The 18,599-nt window shown below is 71.8% G+C and carries 19 protein-coding genes; 2 read left to right on the top strand and 17 right to left on the bottom strand.

The window, feature by feature from the left end:
• Positions 1 to 93 precede the first annotated feature (93 nt).
• The 13 genes from SM573_RS10995 to SM573_RS10935 all read right to left on the bottom strand — a co-directional run bounded on the left by SM573_RS10995 (position 94) and on the right by SM573_RS10935 (position 11,041).
• Complete coding sequence (locus tag SM573_RS10995) at positions 94 to 549, bottom strand: DUF2550 domain-containing protein (protein WP_474613806.1); 456 nt, start codon at positions 547 to 549, stop codon at positions 94 to 96.
• Positions 550 to 562: 13 nt separating this feature from the next.
• Entirely contained in the window at positions 563 to 847 is a 285-nt protein-coding gene (locus tag SM573_RS10990) for a F0F1 ATP synthase subunit epsilon (RefSeq protein ID WP_474613805.1), read from the bottom strand.
• Between the two features lie 87 nt (positions 848 to 934).
• Positions 935 to 2,071 (bottom strand): LCP family protein, encoded by a 1,137-nt coding sequence (locus SM573_RS10985; protein ID WP_474613804.1) that lies wholly within the window; start codon positions 2,069 to 2,071, stop codon positions 935 to 937.
• Between the two features lie 219 nt (positions 2,072 to 2,290).
• Positions 2,291 to 3,727 carry a F0F1 ATP synthase subunit beta gene (gene atpD / locus SM573_RS10980; protein ID WP_474613803.1) on the bottom strand — a complete coding sequence of 479 codons (1,437 nt, stop codon included), beginning with the start codon at positions 3,725 to 3,727 and terminating at the stop codon, positions 2,291 to 2,293.
• Complete coding sequence (locus SM573_RS10975) at positions 3,727 to 4,656, bottom strand: F0F1 ATP synthase subunit gamma (RefSeq protein ID WP_474613802.1); 930 nt, start codon at positions 4,654 to 4,656, stop codon at positions 3,727 to 3,729. The genes atpD and SM573_RS10975 overlap by 1 nt, the downstream gene beginning before the upstream one ends.
• A gap of 9 nt (positions 4,657 to 4,665) precedes the next feature.
• Positions 4,666 to 6,315, bottom strand: coding sequence for a F0F1 ATP synthase subunit alpha (atpA, locus tag SM573_RS10970; RefSeq protein ID WP_474613801.1), 1,650 nt, complete (start codon positions 6,313 to 6,315; stop codon positions 4,666 to 4,668).
• A 93-nt stretch (positions 6,316 to 6,408) separates the two neighbouring features.
• The gene (locus SM573_RS10965) at positions 6,409 to 7,230 is read right to left on the bottom strand and encodes a F0F1 ATP synthase subunit delta (protein ID WP_474613800.1); all 822 of its coding nucleotides are present in this window, start codon (positions 7,228 to 7,230) and stop codon (positions 6,409 to 6,411) included.
• Entirely contained in the window at positions 7,230 to 7,766 is a 537-nt protein-coding gene (locus SM573_RS10960; RefSeq protein WP_474613799.1) for a F0F1 ATP synthase subunit B, read from the bottom strand. Before SM573_RS10960 ends, SM573_RS10965 begins: the two co-directional genes overlap by 1 nt.
• 27 nt (positions 7,767 to 7,793) lie before the next feature.
• Positions 7,794 to 8,033, bottom strand: coding sequence for an ATP synthase F0 subunit C (locus SM573_RS10955; RefSeq protein ID WP_120330450.1), 240 nt, complete (start codon positions 8,031 to 8,033; stop codon positions 7,794 to 7,796).
• Between the two features lie 67 nt (positions 8,034 to 8,100).
• Positions 8,101 to 8,898: a F0F1 ATP synthase subunit A gene (gene atpB / locus SM573_RS10950; RefSeq protein WP_474613798.1), complete on the bottom strand. Its 798-nt coding sequence runs from the start codon at positions 8,896 to 8,898 to the stop codon at positions 8,101 to 8,103.
• A gap of 11 nt (positions 8,899 to 8,909) precedes the next feature.
• On the bottom strand, positions 8,910 to 9,146 hold the full coding sequence (locus tag SM573_RS10945; protein WP_474613797.1) for an AtpZ/AtpI family protein: 237 nt from the start codon (positions 9,144 to 9,146) through the stop codon (positions 8,910 to 8,912).
• Between the two features lie 181 nt (positions 9,147 to 9,327).
• Complete coding sequence (locus SM573_RS10940; protein ID WP_474613796.1) at positions 9,328 to 9,759, bottom strand: hypothetical protein; 432 nt, start codon at positions 9,757 to 9,759, stop codon at positions 9,328 to 9,330.
• Positions 9,752 to 11,041, bottom strand: coding sequence for a serine hydroxymethyltransferase (locus SM573_RS10935; protein ID WP_474615995.1), 1,290 nt, complete (start codon positions 11,039 to 11,041; stop codon positions 9,752 to 9,754). Before SM573_RS10935 ends, SM573_RS10940 begins: the two co-directional genes overlap by 8 nt.
• A gap of 35 nt (positions 11,042 to 11,076) precedes the next feature.
• Between SM573_RS10935 and SM573_RS10930 the strand changes: the two genes are divergently transcribed.
• Entirely contained in the window at positions 11,077 to 12,567 is a 1,491-nt protein-coding gene (locus tag SM573_RS10930; RefSeq protein ID WP_474615994.1) for an SDR family oxidoreductase, read from the top strand.
• Here SM573_RS10930 and SM573_RS10925 read toward each other — a convergent pair.
• From SM573_RS10925 to prmC, 4 genes are all read right to left on the bottom strand, one after another.
• The gene (locus SM573_RS10925; protein WP_474613793.1) at positions 12,542 to 14,653 is read right to left on the bottom strand and encodes a transglycosylase domain-containing protein; all 2,112 of its coding nucleotides are present in this window, start codon (positions 14,651 to 14,653) and stop codon (positions 12,542 to 12,544) included. The two genes, SM573_RS10930 and SM573_RS10925, sit on opposite strands and share 26 nt — an antisense overlap.
• A 111-nt stretch (positions 14,654 to 14,764) precedes the next feature.
• Entirely contained in the window at positions 14,765 to 15,379 is a 615-nt protein-coding gene (locus SM573_RS10920; protein ID WP_474613792.1) for an arsenate reductase/protein-tyrosine-phosphatase family protein, read from the bottom strand.
• Entirely contained in the window at positions 15,380 to 16,021 is a 642-nt protein-coding gene (locus SM573_RS10915; protein ID WP_474613832.1) for an L-threonylcarbamoyladenylate synthase, read from the bottom strand. It lies immediately after the preceding gene.
• Positions 16,021 to 16,968 (bottom strand): peptide chain release factor N(5)-glutamine methyltransferase, encoded by a 948-nt coding sequence (prmC, locus tag SM573_RS10910; protein ID WP_474615993.1) that lies wholly within the window; start codon positions 16,966 to 16,968, stop codon positions 16,021 to 16,023. Before prmC ends, SM573_RS10915 begins: the two co-directional genes overlap by 1 nt.
• Before the next feature lie 72 nt (positions 16,969 to 17,040).
• Here prmC and SM573_RS10905 point away from each other — a divergent pair, with 72 nt between their 5' ends.
• Entirely contained in the window at positions 17,041 to 18,591 is a 1,551-nt protein-coding gene (locus SM573_RS10905; protein ID WP_474613790.1) for a GGDEF domain-containing protein, read from the top strand.
• Positions 18,592 to 18,599 lie beyond the last annotated feature (8 nt).

Raw genomic sequence — 18,599 nt, 5'->3', positions numbered from 1 at the left:
GCGCACGGCGGCACGCCCGCCGGCCCACCCCGGGCGGCCGCCCGGCCCGCACGCGTCGTCCGGGTGCGGGCGTGGCGTGCCCGGTGGCGGGGCTCAGGCCGCCGGCCAGTCCTGGGACGCCATACGCGGCGAGGCCGCCCCGGGTGGGGCGGCCTCGAGCCAGGAGAGGAAACCGGTCACGGTGGACCGCGCCATGGCGATCTCCACCGGAGCGTGGTGACTGGTGCATCGGAGGATGACCCAGTCGGCGGGCATGGAGAGGCGCTCCTGACCCTCGGGCAGGCGCCGCCGCTCGACCGCGAGCCCCTTGCGGTAGAGCACCCGCTTGGGTCGCAGCGCGAAGCTGAACAGCCGGTACCAGCGCAGCTCGTCGCCGACGAACCGCCCGAAGCCGGGTGACCAGCCACGCCCGTCCAGCAGGGTGGAGACCCGGACGCTGAGCCGGATGGTGCCACCGCTGCGGGTGAACAGTGCCCGCCGCACGAAGAGGATCAGGAGCGCGCCGAGGACGGCGGCGATGCCGATTCCGATCCCTTCGACGATCTCCATCAGCGGGGCGGACTCAGCGGCTCTGCGCGCCGGAAACGGGGGTGGCGCTCTCGGCGAGGACCGTGACGCCCTCGGCGCTCACCGAGAGGAAGCCACCGGCCACCTCGTAGGAGACCTGCTCGCCGCCGGCGAGCTTGATGCGTACCTGGCCGGGCTCGGCGAGCTGGCCGAGCAGCGGCGCGTGGCCGGGCAGCACACCCAGCTCGCCCTCGGTCGTCCGGGCGACGACCATCTCGGCCTCGCCGGACCAGACCTTCTCCTCAACGGCTACGAGCTCGACGTGAAGCTGCTGTGCCACGCTGTCTCCTTGCTGCGGCGGCGGAATGGGCAAATTCTAGTCCCGTCGCCACGGCATCACCCACGCGGGTGGCGAGAGAGGTCGGGACTACCTGGTCTTGTTCTGGAAGTCCGGATGTTCGAGCAGGAAGGCGTCCAGCTGTTCGTCGTGCAGGGCCGTGAAGAAGTCCGCCACCCCGGGCTGGAACTTCTCCCCCAGGTAGGTCTTGCCGTCGTAGACCGGGCCGCCGGAGAGCTTGACCATCTGGATCGTGTCCGGACGCAGGTCCTTCAGCGCGAGGGCGAAGTCCAGCACGCTGTTGCCCCGGCCGTTGAAGATCAAGGAGTGACCGGCCGCGCGGATCACGCGGTCCAGCTTGATCGGGTTGGTCACCACGTCGGCGCTGAACGCCTGCCCGACCATCGCCTTGATGAACTGCTGCTGGTGGCGCTGCCGGCCGTAGTCCGCGTCCGGGACGCCGTTCTTCGGGTAGCGCTGCCGGACGTAGTCCAGCGCCTGCCAGCCCTTCAGGTGGTGGTTGCCCTTCGGGTAGACCGCCTGCGGACCGAGGTAGCCGCCACCGCCCGGCCTCAGCTCACGCATCGTGCCGTCCGGCTGCCGGTGCTCCGACTTCACCTCCCGCTCGATGTACATGTCGACGCCACCCATGGCGTCGACGATGTTCTTGAAGCCGGTGAAGTTGACGATCGCCCCGGCGTCGAACCGCTTGATGCCGGTGATCTCCTGCACTGTGTTCGCCAGCAGCTCGAAGCCGCGGGCGGCGTCCGGGTTCCCGCCCGGCACCCGGCTACCGAAGGACATCGCGGCGTTCAGCTTCGTGGTCTCGCCGTCGAAGTTCGCCTTCGAGAAGGCGGGGATGTCGACGTAGAGGTCCCGGGGCAGCGAGAAGAGGTACGCCCGATCCATCGTGGCGGGCACGTGGAGGATCATGATCGAGTCGGCCAGCGGGGCGTCCTGCGGCTTCCTCGGGTCGATGCCGACCAGCAGGATGTTGAGCGGCCCCTTGATGTCGCTCTTGCGCGGCTCGGCGCCCTTGGCCTGGTCGCCGAAGAGGTCGGCCTTGCCGACGGCGCCCTCGTACCTGGCGGTCAGCATCTCGGTCCCGACGAGCACCGCTCCGCTGAGCACCATGAGCACCGTGCCGAAGATGGTGCACACCCGCGCCCAGCGGGGGACACTCCGCCAGAACGAGCGCTTGCGGCCGTCCGTACCGGCCTTGGCCACGACTGTCTCCGTTCGTCACGCCGCCTGTGGAACTCAAGACGGCGTGCAGCCTCCAGAAGGTTGCACCGATCCACGTTGACCAGGTGTGAGGGCGCGGTGAACGCTACCTCGCGTCCCGGGCATCGCCGAGCGTGCAAACGACGCAGCGGCCACCGTACGTGCCGGAGGTGAACAAAAAGCCGCCCCGGCGTTCGCCGGGGCGGCCTTTTTCGAGCTTGATCAGCCCTTCATCAGCTCCGCTGCCTTGCGCTCCAGGTCGTCCAGACCGCCGCACATGAAGAAGGCCTGCTCGGGGAAGTGGTCGTACTCGCCCTCGCTGATCTTGCGGAACGCCTCGATGGTCTCCTTGATCGGGACCGTCGAGCCCGGCACGCCGGTGAACTGCTCCGCCGCGTACGTGTTCTGGGACAGGAAGCGCTCGATCCGGCGGGCCCGGCCGACCGTGACCTTGTCCTCCTCGGAGAGCTCCTCGATGCCGAGGATGGCGATGATGTCCTGCAGGTCCTTGTAGCGCTGCAGGATCCGCTTCACCTCGGTCGCCACCGCGAAGTGCTCCTGGCCGACGAACTCCGGCGCCAGGATCCGGGACGAGGACGCCAGCGGGTCCACGGCCGGGTAGATGCCCTTGTCGGAGATCGACCGCTCCAGGTTGGTGGTCGCGTCGAGGTGGGCGAACGTGGTGGCCGGAGCGGGGTCGGTGTAGTCGTCCGCCGGCACGTAGATCGCCTGCATCGAGGTGATGGCCTGGCCCCGGACGGAGGTGATCCGCTCCTGGAGCTCACCCATCTCGTCGGCCAGGGTCGGCTGGTAACCCACGGCGCTCGGCATCCGACCGAGCAGCGTCGAAACCTCCGAACCGGCCTGGGTGAAGCGGAAGATGTTGTCGATGAAGAGCAGCACCTCCTGCTTCTGCACGTCGCGGAAGTACTCCGCCATGGTGAGCGCGGAGAGCGCGACCCGCAGCCGGGTGCCCGGCGGCTCGTCCATCTGGCCGTAGACCAGCGCGGTCTTGTCGATGACGCCGGACTCGGTCATCTCGGCGATGAGGTCGTTGCCCTCACGGGTCCGCTCACCCACACCGGCGAAGACCGACGTACCGCCGAAGTTGCGGGCCACCCGGGTGATCATCTCCTGGATGAGCACCGTCTTGCCCACGCCGGCGCCGCCGAACAGGCCGATCTTGCCACCCTTGACGTACGGGGCCAGCAGGTCGATGACCTTGATGCCGGTCTCCAGCATCTCGGTCTTCGGCTCCAGGTCCGCGAAGGCCGGGGCCTTGCGGTGGATCTGCCAGTAGTCGTCCGCCTGGAGGGTCTCGCCCTCGGTGAGGTTGAGGACCTCGCCGATCGCGTTGAAGACGTGGCCCTTGATCGCGTCACCGACCGGCACCTTGATCGGCGAGCCGGTGTCACGCACCACCGAGCCGCGGACCAGGCCGTCGGTCGGCTGCATGGAGATGGCGCGGACCACGTTGTCGCCCAGGTGCTGGGCGACCTCGAGGGTCAGCGTCTTCTCGCCGCCGGAGAGCGTCACGTCGACGTGCAGGGCGTTGAACAGGTCCGGCATGGCGTCGCGCGGGAACTCGGCGTCGACGACCGGGCCGATGACCCGGACCACGCGACCCGTGGCCGTCTTGGTCTCTACTGGGGCAGTCATCACACTTCACTTCCCGACGCGGCCAGCGCGTTCGCGCCGCCGACGATCTCACTGATCTCCTGGGTGATCCCGGCCTGGCGGGCCGAGTTCATCTCGCGCGTGTACTTCTCGATCATCTCTTCGGCGTTGTCGGTGGCGCTCTTCATGGCCCGTCGCCGGGCCGCCGACTCGCTGGCCGCCGATTCGATCAACGCCGCGTAGATCCGCGTGTTGATGTACTTCGGCAGCAGCGCGTCGAGCAGCGCCTCCGCCTCCGGCTCGAACTCGTACGCCGGCAGCAGGCCCTCGGACCGCGGACGGTCCTCCACCTGCATCGGGCCGATGATCTTCGCGACCGGGGTCTGGGTCATCAGGGACTTGAACTCGGTGTAGACGATGTGCAGCTCGTCGATCCCGAGCACCCCGTCCGCCCCGGCGCCGCCGTCGACGTCGTCCGCACCGGCCGAGAACGCCTTGATCAGCGTCTCGCCCACCGTGCGGGCGTCCGAGAACGCGGGCTGCTCCGAGAAGCCGGTCCAGTTCGCCTCGATCGGCCGGTTGCGGAACCGGTAGTACGTCACGCCCTTGCGGCCGACGACGTAGAGCACGGGCTCCTTGCCGTCGGCCCGCAGCCGGGCGAGCAGCGACTCCGCCGTCCGGATCGCGTTGGTGCTGTAACCGCCGGCCAGACCCCGGTCGGCGGTGATGAGCAGGACGCCCGCCCGCCGCACCCGCTCGCGCGGGGTGAGCAGCGGGTGGTCGATCCGCGCGTTGGACGCCAGCGCCGTGAGCACGCCGGTGATGGCCTGGGCGTACGGCAGGGACGCCTCGACCCGGGCCTGGGCCTTGGCGATCCGGCTCGTCGCCACGAGCTCCATCGCCTTGGTGATCTTCTTCATCGACTTCGCCGAGCGGATCCGTTGACGAAGAACGCGTACCTGGGCCGCCATGTGTCAGCCCTACTCCGCCGGCCGGTCGGCCGCGCTGTCGCGGTACCGGGTCACGGTCTCGCGGTTCTCCTCGCCCTCCAGGGGAGCGGCCGGCGCCTCGTTGACCTGGCGCTCGTCCTCCTTGCCGAGGAAGACCTGCTTGAACTCGGTGATGGCCGCGTCCAGGGAGCCGATGATCTCGTCGTCCCACTGGTTGTCCGCGATCCCGGCCAGGACGCCCGCGTGCTTGTGCCGCAGGTACTGGAGGAACTCGGACTCGAAGCGGCGGATCTCGCCCACCGGGACGTCGTCCAGCTTGCCCTCGGTGCCGGCCCAGACGGAGACGACCTGCTCCTGCACCGGGTACGGCGAGTAGTTCGGCTGCTTGAGCAGCTCGACCAGGCGGGCGCCACGCTCCAGCTGGGCGCGGGAAGCCTTGTCCAGGTCGGAGGCGAAGGCGGCGAACGCCTCCAGCTCGCGGTACTGGGCCAGGTTGAGCCGGAGCGAGCCGGCGACCTTCCGCATCGGCTTCACCTGGGCGGCGCCGCCGACCCGGGAGACCGAGGTGCCGACGTTGATGGCCGGCCGGACGCCCTGGTTGAACAGGTCCGTCTCGAGGAAGATCTGACCGTCGGTGATCGAGATCACGTTGGTCGGGATGAACGCCGAGATGTCGTTGGCCTTCGTCTCGATGATCGGCAGGCCGGTCATCGAGCCGCCGCCCAGCTCGTCGGAGAGCTTGGCGCAGCGCTCCAGCAGGCGGGAGTGCAGGTAGAAGACGTCACCCGGGTACGCCTCGCGGCCCGGCGGGCGGCGCAGCAGCAGCGACACGGCGCGGTACGCCTCGGCCTGCTTGCTCAGGTCGTCGAAGACGATCAGGACGTGCTTGCCGCCGTACATCCAGTGCTGCCCGATGGACGAGCCGGTGTAGGGGGCGAGGTACTTGAAGCCGGCCGGGTCGGAGGCCGGGGAGGCCACGATGGTCGTGTACTCCATCGCGCCCGCCTCCTCCAGCGTCCCCTTGATGGAGGCGATGGTGGAGGCCTTCTGGCCGATCGCGACGTAGATGCAGCGGACCTGCTTCTTCGGGTCGCCGGAGCGCCAGTTGTCCCGCTGGTTGAGGATCGCGTCCAGGGCGACCGTGGTCTTGCCGGTCTTCCGGTCACCGATGATCAGCTGGCGCTGGCCGCGGCCGATCGGGGTCATGGCGTCGATGGCCTTGATGCCGGTCTGCAGCGGCTCGAACACCGACTGCCGGGACATCACGTTCGGGGCCTGGAGTTCGAGCTCGCGGTAGCCCTCGTTCGTGATGTCGCCGAGGCCGTCGATCGGCTGGCCGAGCGCGTTGACCACGCGGCCGAGGAAGGCGTCGCCGACCGGCACGGAGAGCACGCGCTCCGTGCGCTTGACGCGCTGCCCCTCCTCGATACCGCTGTAGTCACCGAGGACGACGACACCGATGTCCCGGACGTCGAGGTTCAGCGCCACGCCGAGCGTGCCGTCCTCGAACTCCAGGAGCTCGTTGGTCATGGTCGAGGGCAGGCCCTCGACGTGGGCAATGCCGTCGCCGGCGTCGGCGACGGTGCCGACCTCCTCACGGGAGACGTCGGTCGAGTAGGAGGAGACGAAGCGCTCCAGGGCGCCGCGGATCTCCTCCGTCGAGATGGTCAGCTCGGCCATCCTCTGCTTCCTTATGTATCAGGGGCCCGGGATACCTAGTACCGACCGGTCCGAGTGGCGTCTGTCGTTCAGGGCGCTGTGCGGCTGAGCCGGTCAGCGCTTCGCGAGCGCGTTGCGGGTCTCGTTGAGGCGGCGCAGGACAGTGCCGTCGTACAGGTCGGAGCCGACCCGCACGCTCACGCCACCCAGCACGTCGGGGTTCACCGTCTGTCGGACGGATACTTCCCGACCGTATATCGCGGAGAGGCGAGCGCCCAGCCGCTGCTCCTCCTCGTCACTCAACGGGGCGGCGACGGTCACGTACGCGACCTGCCGGTCCCGCCGCTCGGCGGCGAGCTCGACCAGCCGGGTGAGCGCCCCGATGAAGGAGCGGCCACCGAAGCCCCCGAGCGCGACCCCGACGAGGTAGCCGGTGACCGGACGGGCCTTGCCGACGAGCAGCTCGTCGACGAGGGTGCCCCGCTGCTCGGACGGGATCATCGGGTCGGAGAGGGCGCTGGACAGCTCCGGGGAGCCGGACACCACCTGCCCGAACCGGAACAGCTCGTCCTCCACCTCGCCCAGCTCGCCGGCCGAGTCGGCGCTGGCGAGCAGCGCCTCCACGCCCAGGCGCTCGGTGGCGTCGAGCAGCTCCGACGGCGCCGACCAGCGACCCGAGACCAGGGCGCCGAGGAGCGCGAGCGCGTCCGCGCCGATCTTGCCGCGGAGCATGCCCTCGAGCAGCCCCGACCGGTCCTCGCCGGACCGGGCCGGGTCGGAGAGCGCCCGGCGCAGCCGCGGCTCCCGCCGCAGCAGGGCGGCGACGGAGAGGATGTCGTCGGCGGTGGTGGCCACCGCCGACGGCTCCGCGCCGCGGGCGTACGCGTCGAGGCGCTCGGCCGCGACCTTGTACGACTCCCGGCTGGCGGCCTGCATCAGCGGGCCCCCGTGCTCTCGAGGCTGCTCAGGAACCGGTCGACGGTGCCCTTGCGACGCGCCTCGTCGGCGAGCGACTCACCAACGATCTTGCTGGCCAGGTCGACCGCGATCGTGCCGACCTCGGCGCGCAGCTCGCGCACGATGGTGGCCCGCTCGGCGGCGAGCTGGTCCTTACCGGCCTGGATGACCCGGTCGGCCTCCTCCCGCGCCTTGGCGAGGATGTCCTGCCGGATGCCCTCGGCGTCGGCCCGGGCGTCGTCCCGGATCTTGGCAGCGTCGGTGCGCGCCTCGGCGAGCTGCGCGCGGTACTGCTCGAGCAGCTGGTTCGCCTCGGCCTGCGCGGCCTCGGCGCGCTTGATGCCGCCCTCGATCGCGTCGACGCGCGCCTGGAACGTCTGCTCCATGCGGGGGAAGACGAACTTCATCAGCACGAAGCAGAGAATGATGAAGGCGATGCCACCGACCACGATCTCCTGCCAGAGCGGAAGGATCGGGTTGTGCGCTTCACCGCCTTCTGCGGCGAGGAAGTACATGGAAGACCTCCCGGTCGAAGGGCGGGATTAGAGCTGGCCCTGCCACACGAAGCCGAATGCGACACCCAGCAGGGCGAGCGCCTCGATGACGGCGAAGCCGATCCAGACGTACGGCAGGGTCATCCGCGACGACTCCGGCTGGCGGGCGGTCGACTGGATGTAGGCGGCGAAGACCAGGCCGACGCCGATACCCGGGCCGATGGCGGCGAGGCCGTAGCCGATGGCGGCGGTGCTGCCCTCTACCGCGGCGAGAACGCTAGCGTCCATTGGTGTGGTTCCTCCTGGTTATCACGCGTGACTCTCACGCGGGACGACAACGGTTGGTGCGAGTGGATCAGTGTTCGTCGGCGAGCGCGCCCTGCACGTAGCTGGCGGTCAGCACGGTGAAGACGTAGGCCTGCAGGACGATGACCAGGAACTCGAGGAAGGTGAGCGCCACGGTCATCACCCAGGACAGCACCGAGATCGGCGCCAGCAGGGCGTTGGCGTTGAGCATCGCGAAGCCGCCGAGCGTGAAGACCAGCAGGAGCATGTGGCCGGCGAACATGTTCGCGAAGAGACGGACGGCGAGCGAGAAGGGCCGGACGAGGAACGTCGAGAACGCCTCGATCGGGATCAGCAGCGGCAGGATGTACCAGGGCGCCGGCGGGATGAGGGCGTGCTTGAAGTACTTGCCGAAGCCGTGCTTCTTGATGCCGACCCAGTTGAAGAGCACGTAGCTGATCGCGGCGAGGAAGGCCGGGAAGGCGATGTGCGAGTTCGGCGAGATCTGGAAGAACGGCACGATCGCGAAGAAGTTCGTGAGCAGCACGAAGCAGAAGAGCGTCGTGAAGTAGGGCGCGAACCGCACGCCCTGGTGCCCGATCATGTCGACCGCGATGTTGTTCCGCACGAAGCCGTAGATCGACTCGGCGATCCACTGCTTCTTGGTCGGCACCAGCTGCGGCTTGCGGTAGGTGAGCAGGAAGAACAGGATCAGGATCCCGACCGCCAGCCACACCATGAACGTGATCTTGGTGAACCAGTAGCTGTTGTGCGCGCCCCACGGGGCGATGCTGGGCAGGTAGAAGTCCTCCACGCTGGGTGGGAAATTAACCTCGCCCTGTGCCAGGACGTTCGACTGTCCGAACACCGCGTCCCTTCCTATTTAGGCGTGCCGAGGTTGCGGATGACCAGGATGACGCCCCCGGCCATGCCGAGCACGATCCCGATGCCGGTGGCGATGCCCCCGGTGTCCAGCCATCCGTCAACCAGCCAGCCGATGAAGCCCCACACGAGCATGCCCGCGATCAGGTAGCTGAGCGCGGTCCAACCCTGACCGGCACCGGACGGAACGTCGCCCGGGCCGCCAGTGTTGGGGGGTTTCTGGTCACCGGCCATGACGGGGCGAACGATATCAGTCGAGGAGAGAAGGCTGTGCCTCACCCCCCGCACAACCTGGTTGTGTGGGACACGGGTGGGCGAAGTCGTCGCAATGCACGCTACTCCCCTCCGGCGAGCGAGAGAATGACCGATCGGGGACACTTCGGCGCGCCGTCCGGAAGGTGGGACGGCGCGCCGGTCAGCGACGCTCCCGTCGGGCGTGGACGGTGGTCAGCCACCAGATGTGCACACCGGTCCAGACCACGACGCCGGCGGCGATGCCCAGGCAGAGCGGGATCAGGCCCGGCCAGCCGGTCGAGGCCACCCCGATCATGACCGCGCCGAGCAGCGAGAACTTGGCGACGTAGAGGCCGAGGCCGAACGGCAGCACCAGCTGCGGGTTGCGGGCGTCGGCCCACGCCAGCACCACGGTGGTGAGGGTGTAACTGATCACCGTGACGGCCACCCCGGCGGCGGCGCCGAGCGCCGCGTCCGCACCGCCGGTCACCCCGCCGACCACCGCCGCGACGCCGCCCAGCAGCACCGACGCGATCAACAGCACCGGCAGGTGCCGCAGCCGCCAGCCCCGGTCCTCGGCCGCCCGCTCCGCGCGGGCCACCGGCTCAGCCACGGGGGTACGCCGGGAACGTCGCCACCAGGTCGGCCACCTCGGCGCCGATCCGGGCCAGCTCGTCGGTGCCCCCGGCGGCGGCCGGATCGGTCCGGACCGCCCGCGCGATCAGGGCCGCGATCTGCCGCATCTCGGGCTCCCGCATGCCCTGGGTGGTCACGCTCGGCGTGCCCACCCGGATTCCGGAGGCGACCATCGGCTTCTGCGGGTCGTACGGGATCGCGTTCTTGTTCAGCGTGATCGCGGCGGCGTCGCAGCGCGCCTCCGCCTCCGCGCCGGTCACCCCGCTCTGGCGGAGATCGATCAGGGCCAGGTGCGTGTCGGTGCCGCCGGAGACGGGACGCATGCCCTCGTCGGCCAGCCCGGCGGCGAGCGTCTGCGCGTTGCGGACCACCTGGGCGGCGTACGCCCGGAACTCGGGCTGCGCGGCCTCGCGCAGCGCCACCGCCTTGGCCGCCACCGCGTGCATCAGCGGGCCGCCCTGGGTGAACGGGAAGACCGCCTTGTCGATCCGCTGGGCCAGCGACTCGCGGCAGAGGATCATCCCGCCGCGCGGGCCGCGGAGCACCTTGTGGGTGGTGCAGGTGACCACGTCGGCGTACGGCACCGGCGACGGGATCGCCCTGCCGGCGACCAGGCCGATGAAGTGCGCGGCGTCCACCACGAGGTAGGCGTCGACCTCGTCGGCGATCTCCCGGAACCGGGCGAAGTCGATCAGCCGCGGGTACGCCGTGGCACCGCAGATGATCATCTTGGGTCGGTGCGCCCGGGCCAGGTCCCGCACCTCGTCGTAGTCGATCAGCTCGGTGTCCCGCCGGACCGTGTAGCCGACGGTGGCGAACCACTTGCCGGAGAAGTTGACCCGGCTGCCGTGGGTGAGGTGGCCGCCGTGCGGCAGGTCCATCGCCAGGACGGTGTCGCCCGGCTGCACCAACGCCGCGTACGCCGCCAGGTTGGCGCTGGCGCCGGAGTGCGGCTGCAGGTTGGCGTGGTCGGCGCCGAACAGCTCCCGTGCCCGGGCGTTGCCGATCTCCTCGGCCCGGTCCACCTCGGCGCAGCCGCCGTAGTAGCGCCGCCCGGGGTACCCCTCGGCGTACTTGTTGGTCAGCGTCGAACCGAGCGCGGCGAGCACCGCGGGCGAGGTGAGGTTCTCGCTGGCGATGAGCTGCAACCCGCCGCGCAGCCGGTCCAGCTCGCCGAGCACCACGCCCGCGATCTCCGGATCGGTGGCGCGGAGCTGGTCGAAATCCGGCCCCCAGAAGGTGCCCGTCACGGTGTCCACGACGAAGCAGTCTAGGAGGCCGCAGACTGAACATCGTGAGATGCCTGGTCACCGGCGCGACCGGTTACATCGGCGGACGGTTGGCCCCACGCCTGCTCGCTGAGGGCCATGAGGTGCGCTGCCTGGCCCGCCACGCCGGTCGGCTGCGCGACGTGCCGTGGGCCGCCGACGCAGAGATCGCCGAGGGCGACCTGCGTCGCCCCGAGACGCTGCCGGCCGCGTTCGCGGACGTGGAGGTCGCCTACTACCTGGTGCACTCGCTCGGCCAGGCCGGGTTCGAGTCGGCCGACCGGGAGGCGGCGGAGGCCTTCGCGGCGGCGGCCCGCGCGGCGGGGGTACGCCGGATCGTCTACCTCGGCGGGCCGCGGCCACCGGACGGCGGCGGGGCCGCCTCCGCCCACCTGCGCTCCCGGGCCGAGGTCGGGCGGATCCTGCTGGCCAGCGGAGTGCCGACGGCGGTGCTCCGGGCAGCGGTGATCATGGGGTCCGGCTCGGCCTCCTTCGAGATGCTGCGGTACCTCACCGAGCGGCTGCCGGCGATGGTGACGCCGCGCTGGGTGGGCAACCGGATCCAGCCGATCGCGGTCCGGGACGTGCTGCGCTACCTGGTCGGCTGCGCCGACCTGCCGCCCGAGGTCAACCGCGCCTTCGACATCGGCGGGCCGGACGTGCTGACCTTCGGGGAGATGATCCAGCGCTACGCCCGGGTCGCCGGGCTGCGCCGGAGGGTCATCGTGCCGGTCCGGCCGCTCACCCCCACCCTGTCGTCGTACTGGGTGGGGATGGTCACCCCGGTGCCGAACGCGATCGCCCGGCCCCTCATCGAGAGCCTCATCCACGAGGCGGTCGCGCACGAGCACGACATCGCCGCGTACGTCCCCGACCCGCCCGAGGGGCTGACCGGCTTCGACCGGTCGATCGAGCTGGCCCTGGCGCGGGTGCGCGACGCCCAGGTGGAGACCCGCTGGTCGACCGCGAGCGGGCCGGACGCCCCGGCCGAGCCGCTGCCCAGCGACCCGGCCTGGTCCGGCGGCACCGCCTACACCGACATGCGGGAGCGGGTGGTCGACGCGCCACCGGAGGCCCTCTGGCGGATCATCGAGGGGGTCGGCGGCGAGCACGGCTGGTACTCGTTCCCGCTGGCCTGGTCGGTGCGGGGCTGGCTGGACCGGCTGGCCGGTGGCGTGGGGCTGCGCCGGGGGCGACGCGACCCGCACCGGCTCCAGCTCGGCGAGGCGTTGGACTTCTGGCGGGTCGAGGAGATCGAGCCGGGGAAGCTGCTGCGGCTGCGCGCGGAGATGCGGCTGCCCGGCCGGGCCTGGCTGGAGATGCGGGCGCTGCCGGCCGAGGGTGGGCGCAGCCGCTACCAGCAGCGCGCGGTCTTCCTGCCCCGGGGGCTGGCCGGGCACGCCTACTGGGGCGCGGTGACGCCCTTCCACACGGTGATCTTCGGGGGGATGGCCCGCAACATCGCCCGCGGCGCGGAGCGGGACGGCGACGTCAGTTCCCGTCCCGGGGACCGGTGACGTCGAAGGCGGTCCGCTCGCTCGGTGGCACGAAGTCGCGTACCGGCTCGTCGCGCAGGCCGAACGAGAGCACCTCGCCGACCGCCGCCACCAGCTGGGACTGCACGGCCCGGCCGACCGCGTCCCGGGGGTCGTCCGGGTTCGCGGCCATCGCGGCAACCGCGAGCTGCGGGGTGAAGGCGACCACCGTCTCCGTCTCGTACCGCTCGGAGCTGCCCGTCTTTCCGCCCACCGGCCGGCCCAGCCGCCGGTGCAGGTCCTCCGCCGTGCCGCCGGCGCACGAGTGGTACATGGACTGGTCGCCGACCGGGCAGCGGGCGGCGTCCGCGGCCGCGCGGGCCACGTCCGTGTCGATCACCTGTCGGCAGTCCGGCTGGGCGGCGGCCACCGGCCGGCCGTCCGAGTCGGTTATCGACACCACGGGCAGCGGCGCGCACCACGTGCCCTCGGCCGCCACCGTGGCGTACGCCCCGGCCAGGTCGAGCGGCGTCGTGGCGGAGACGCCGAGGGTGAAGGGCCCCCAGTCCTTCGCGCCGGTCCGCGCGAGCTGGGCGTCGTTCGGGGCGCGGAAGACGATGCCGAGCCGCTGCGCCATCTCGACCACCCGGTCCGCGCCGACGCGCTCGATGAGCCAGGCGAAGTAGGTGTTGACCGAGTTGCCGAAGGCGGTCCACATGTCGTGCCGGCCGTCGACCGCCACGGAGGAGTTCTCGGGGCACCAGCGCCCGTCGCAGCTCGCCCCACCGGTGACCGGATAGCGGGTGACCAGCCGGCCGGGCGCGTCGTACTCGGTGCGCAGCGGCAGGCCGGACTCCAGCGCGGCGAGCATGGTGAAGAGCTTGAACGTCGACCCGCCCTGGTAGCCCTCGATCGCCCCGCCCCCGGCCACCAGCTGGTTGACCGTGTTCGGGTGGTTCTTCTGCCCGGCCGGGTTGTCGTCGACGCTGTACGTGCGGTTCACGGCCATGGCCAGCACCCGGCCGGTGCCGGGCTGGACCACGGCGGTCGGCGCGGCCCGCCGGTCGGTACGCGGATAGACCTTCAGCACCTGCTCGACCGTGGCGCGCTGCACGGCCGGGTCGAGCGAGGACACGATCGAGAACCCGCCCCGCCGCAGGGCACGCTGCCGCTCGTCGGTCGTGGCCCCGAACGCGGGCTGGGCGCTCCACCACCGGGTGAACCAGTCGCAGAAGTAGCCCCAGTCGTTGTGCTCCGCCGGGACGGCCGTGCAGTCGTTCGGGGTCTCGCTGGGGCGCAGGTCCAGCGGCGCCGCCTTGGCCCGTGCCGCCTGGTCCGGCGGGACGTGGCCGGTCTCCACCATCCGGTCCAGCACGTACGCCCGGCGGCCGAGGGCGGCGTCGGCGTCGCCGTTGATCGGCTCGTCGGTGTGGGGTGAGCGCACCAGCCCGGCCAACAGGGCCGCCTCGGGAAGGGTGAGGTCCGCCGGCGCCTTCGAGAAGAACCGCTTGCTCGCCGCCGCGATCCCGTAGGCCCCCGCCCCGAAGTACGCGATGTTCAGGTACCGGGTGAGGATCTCCTCCTTGTCCAGCTCCCGTTCCAGGGCGAGGGCGTACCGCATCTCCTGGACCTTGCGGGCGCTGGTCACCTCGGTGGCCGCCCGGCGCTGCTCCTCGGAGAGGCGGGGGTCGGTGCTCAGCACGTTGCGGACGTACTGCATGGTCAGCGTCGAGGCGCCCTGCCGGGTCTCGCCGTCGCGTTGGTTGACGGTGAAGGCCCGCGCCACCCCGCGCAGGTCGACCCCGCGGTGCTGGTAGAACCGGACGTCCTCGGCGGCGACGATCGCCTGCCGCATCACCGGGGCCACCTCCCGCAGCGGCACGTCCACCCGGTCCTCCTGGTAGAAGGACGTGATCAGGGTGGTGCCGTCGTTGGCGTAGAGGTTGGAGCGCTGGGCGGTGGGCGGCGTCCGGAGCGTGTTGGGCAGCTCCGAGTAGGGCGTGGAGAGCGCGCTGAACCCGATCCCGAACACCAGCGCGACCGGCAGCGCCGCTCCCGCCAACACCAGACCGGCGAGCACGCCGGCGATCAGTACGGTCAGCACTTTGTCGAGATGGGCCCGGATCATCAGCTCTCCCCGCAGGAGCCGGTCACGCTAGGACCCGTTCAGAATGACCCCGAATGCACCGTAATGCGGTTTGTTTGCCCCAAACCCGGAGGAAATTCGCGAGGAGGGATGTCAGGGGACGAGGGCCGCGGCGAGCGGCTGCACCGTCTCCTCGATCTCGTCGGCCACCCGGCTGAAGCACTGGTCGCCCCGGCCCCACGGATCGTCCAGGTCGTCCGTGCTCAGCGGGCCCGCACCCTGGCGGGCCTCGTGCGCCGCCGCCACCAGCGCCACCCCCCGCGCGTGCACGGCGTCCGGGGTCGCCTCCTCGACCGGCGGCAGCCCGGCCGCCGGCACGGCGCCGAGCAGCCGGCCGAACTCCCCCAGCACGAACGTGCGCGCGGCCGCGTCGGGGCGCAGTGCCACCACGTACTCCTGCTGGTCGGCCGTCGCGGTCAGCACCAGATCGGCGGCGTCGATGTGCTCCGAGCGCAGCTTGCGGGCCGCGAACCCCTCGACGTCACCACCCCGGGACGTGACCTGCCGTGCCGCCGGCGGGTTCATCTCCTCACCGGCGTGCCACCCGCCCGTGCCGGCGCTGTGGCTGTGCACCAGCCCGTCCGCGCCCGCCGGGTCGAGCCCACGCCGGGCCAGCCGCTCCCGCACCGCCAGGGCGAGCAGCCGCTCCGCCATCGGCGAGCGGCAGATGTTTCCCATGCAGACGTGCAGCACGGTGAACGGTGGCACCTAGACCCCCTCGACGATGTCCGGCACCACGTCGCGCAGCTTCTCCAGCGGGATGGCCCCCTGACGCAGGACCTGCGGCACCTCACCGGTGAGGTCGACGATCGTGCTCGGCACCGGGTCCGGGCAGGGGCCCGCCTCCAGGTAGGCGCGGACCGAGTAGCCGAGCTGGTCGCGCGCCTCCTCGGCGGTGACCGCGGCCGGCTGGCCGGTCTTGTTCGCCGAGGACACGGCCATCGGCCCGGTCTCGCGCAGCACCTCCAGCGCGACCGGGTGCAGCGGCATCCGCACCGCGACCGTGCCCGTCTTGTCACCGAGGTCCCACTGCAGGCTCGGCGCGTGCTCGACCACGATGGTCAGCGCCCCCGGCCAGAACGCCTCGACCAGGTCGCGGGCCGCCCGGGGCAGCGAGAGGACCAGGCCGTCGAGCGTGTGCCGGGACCCGATCAGCACCGGCGGCGGCATCTGCCGTCCCCGGCCCTTGGCGTCCAGCAGTGCCTTGACGGCGTACGGGGTGAACGCGTCCGCGCCGATGCCGTAGACGGTGTCCGTCGGCAGGACGACCAGTTCGCCGTTCTTGACGGCCTCGATGGCCGCGGCGATGCCGCGGTCCCGGTCGGCGGGCGACCGGCAGTCGTAGAGCATCACGAGGAGCCAGTCTGCCACGCCGGGCGCACGTCGGAGCGACGGCCGTCCGCACGTCGGGACGCGGTGGCGAACCGGGGGCGGCCGGTGAGGTCCCGGTGGTCGGTGACCGCGGTGAACCGGCCGTCCGCGACGAGCAGCGCCGGCACGTCCGCCCCGTGCGTGTCGTCGTGCTCGATCCCGAGCACGCCACCGTCCCGCAGCAGCGCCGCCGCGCGGGCGACCACCGGGCGGATCACCGCCAGCCCGTCCACACCGCCGAAGACCGCCTCGGCCGGGTCGTGACCCGCCACCTCCGGGGCCACGACGGTGTCCGAGGGCACGTACGGGGGGTTGCAGAGCAGCACGTCGACCCGCCCGACGAGGTCGTCGAGCAGGTCCGGGGCGGTGACGTCCGCCGCCACCACCTCGATGGGCCGGTCCCCGGCCGCGGCGCGGTCCGCCGCGTTGCGGCGCAGCCAGCGCAGCGCGCCCGGGGACCGCTCGACGGCGACGACCCGGGCGGCGGGCAGCTCCTGGGCCACCGCGAGGGCGATCGCCCCGGAACCGCTGCACAGGTCCACCACCAGCGGCGCGTCCCGCTCCCGTCCCCGCTCGATCCCCCACCCGGCGAGCAGCTCGGTCTCCGGCCGGGGCACGAAGACGCCCGGCCCGACCGCGAGCTCCAGCCGCCGGAACGCGGCATTGCCGGTGAGGTGCTGCAACGGCTCACGGTCGGCCCGCCGGGCCACCAGCGCGTCGAAGGCGGCGAGCGCGGCGTCGTCGAACCCGTCGGCGAGCGCGAGCCGGCCGCGCGGCACCTCCAGCACGTACGCGGCGAGCAGCTCCGCCTCGGTGCGGGCCGCCTCGACGCCGGCGTCGGCGAGGAGCCGGGCCGCCCGGGCGACGGCGGTCGATGGCCGGATCCGGTTCGTCCCTTCGGAGGGGTGTTGCGGCTCGGTGGTCACGACATAATCATGAAGCGTCGCGGTCACGTCACGAGCGGGTGCGTACAGACGCACGCCGACAGGAGGTCGCCGGTGGGTTGGCTCGACCGGGTCGAAGACCAGGTTGACGCGCTGACGCAGTCACGGGCGTTGCAGGAGGCCAGCCGGTCCGCCGAGGCGTACACCGTGCTCGACACCGTCCTGCGCACCACGACCGACCCGCGCGCCCGGGCCGACGCGCTCGTGCAGCGCCTCTGCGCCCTGATCAATCTCGGTCGCACGGCGGAGTTCACGCGGGCCATCGAGGAGGCGTCCGCGGCCGTGCGCGACCTCGCCGAGCCCTACCTGCACGGGCACCTCAACGCGCTGGCGGCGCTCGCCGCCCACCACCAGGGCGCACTCGACCGCTGCGTGACCCATCTCGTGAAGGCCGCCCGCGCGCTGGGCGCCGTCGAGGACCCGGACCGGGACACCGCCTGGGGCTGGCACGACCTCGCCATGGCCTACTCCTACCTGAGCTTCCACGGCTACGCCCTCGGGGCCATCGAGCGGGCCCGGCAACTCGGCCTGGCCGCCGGGATCCCCGAGGAGACCTTCGCCGCCCCGGGCATCCGCCTGCGCAACGCCGTCGCGCTGGACCACAACGGCGACAGCGACGGCTGCCTGCGCGTGCTGCGCGACGTGGCGGGCGACCTCGCCCGCTTCCTGCACGGCGGGCGGGCCGCTCGGCTGCGACCGAGCAGCCTCGCCGCGTACGGCTACGCCGCGGCCCGCCGGGCCGCGCTCGGTGACGAGATCGACCGCGGCGGCGACGCCGATCCGGCCCGACTGCTGGCGCACGGCGGGGACAGCGCCCGGGCGCGGGACATGCGCGATCTCGGTCACGTCTGCCTCGCCATCGCCGCCGGCCGGCCGATCGAGGCGGTGACCCGGCTGGACACCGTCCGCGTCTCCAGTGAGACGCTCGGCGCGGCCGAGCCCGCCCGGCTGCGCAGCATCGCGCTGGCACGGGCCGGCGACCACGCGGCGGCGCACCGGGCGGACCGGCTGGCGTTCCGGCTGGCGGCACAGCGCAACGACCGGCTGCGCGACGTCTACATCGACGGCATCGCCGCCCGCATCGACCACGAGGAGATGCGCCGGGAGGCGGCCCGCTACGAGGGCGAGGCGCTGACCGACCCGCTGACCGGGCTGCCCAACCGCCGCCGGCTGGAGCGCTACATCGCGAGCGTGGTGGCGCGTGGCGAGCAGGTGGTCATCGGGGTCTGTGACCTGGACGGTTTCAAGGCCGTCAACACCCGGCACGGGCACCACTCGGGCGACCTGGTGCTCCAGCGCATCGCCGGGGTGATCAACCGGGTGATGCGCCGGGGCGACTTCGTGGCCCGCTACGGCGGCGACGAGTTCGTGGTGGTGCTCCCCGGCGCCGGCATGAGCGAGGCCGCCGAGGTGGCCCGCCGGATCGGCGCGGCGGTGGCCAGCGAGGACTGGGAGTCACTGGTCCCGGGCACCCCGGTCGGGGTGAGCATCGGCTTCGCCGAGGTCTCCGGCAGCGGGCCGGCGCTGCGCGACGCCCTCCGCACCGCGTTCGAGATCGCCGACCGCGAGATGCTCCGCGCCAAGACCCGCCCCCGCGCCTCCTGACCCCTCCG

This window comes from Micromonospora xinjiangensis, assembly GCF_056150165.1.
This window is presented reverse-complemented; position numbering and strand designations above follow the sequence as displayed.